The organism is Psychrobacter sp. 1U2 (assembly GCF_051847575.1).
The window spans coordinates 1-1,032 of the sequence record NZ_JBPYDC010000484.1; the positions used below are offsets into that span (position 1 = coordinate 1).

At 40.5% G+C, this 1,032-nt stretch carries 1 protein-coding gene; it reads left to right on the forward strand.

What is annotated here, in order from left to right; genetic code table 11:
- Positions 1-337 precede the first annotated feature (337 nt).
- A complete protein-coding gene (locus tag ACS8FD_RS16750; RefSeq protein ID WP_439262535.1) occupies positions 338-946 on the forward strand; it encodes a class I SAM-dependent methyltransferase in 609 nt (202 codons plus the stop codon).
- Positions 947-1,032: the final 86 nt, after the last annotated feature.

The window sequence follows — 1,032 nt, forward strand, 5'->3', positions numbered from 1 at the left end:
ATTCTAATTAAGAACCCAGAAGATAACTATTGGAGAATTCATGATGTTATTGAGCTCTTCTTAAACGTTGATTCTAACTTCGTGCTACAGATCTTGAAGAAAAATGATAAAAAATTGTCTGATTTTGGATTTTAAGATTAATTTTTTATCTGGTCATAAGGTACCCTTCGTGTACTAATGTTAGACATTATCTTGATGAAAGTGCGTAAGGCATATTCTACTCTTGTTCAAACCTCACCACAATTCCATAATAGGATACTGCAAACCTGCCCTTTTCTCGTTACAATACCTGCCATAGTATATTAACCTTCTATTTATTAAATAATCCGAGAATCCCATGAGCCATAGACCCCCTGCTGACCTATTAAAAAACGCCGAACACTGGCGCGAAGATATTAACTTTCGCCAAGATGTGCTGGGCAAGCCGTTTGATTTTGCGACTACGTGGGGCATTTTTTCACCGCAAAAGCTTGATGAAGGTAGCCTCATGCTGCTTGATTATGTGGACTTTCAAGCGGATGATGATTCGATAGATTTGGGCTGCGGTTATGGCGTGCTCGGTATGACAGCAGCACGCGAATGTCCAAATGGTCAGCATACTTTGATTGATAAAGACTTTATGGCGGTAGAATATGCACGCCATAACTGCGTGCAAAATGGTCTAAACAATGTCGACGTGCATTTATCAAACGGCTTTAATCATGTGGCAAAAGACAAAGATTTTAGCCTTGTGATGTCAAACTTGCCAGCCAAGGTCGGTAAGGAGCAGCATTATCTATACTTCCTTGATGCCTATGCGCGCATGCGTGAAGGTGGACGATTTTATGTGGTCACTATCAATGGCTTGCGCCAGTTTATGAAGCGCTCGTTTACCGAAGTATTTGGCAATAGTGAAAAGGTCAAACAAGGCAAGACCTATACCATTACCATGGCAACCAAAGACTAAAACGATTTATATCTGCCATAAAAAAACACGCTAACGTTAGCGTGTTTTTTTATGCATGCTTTAGGATGCTCCCTAGGCTACATCTG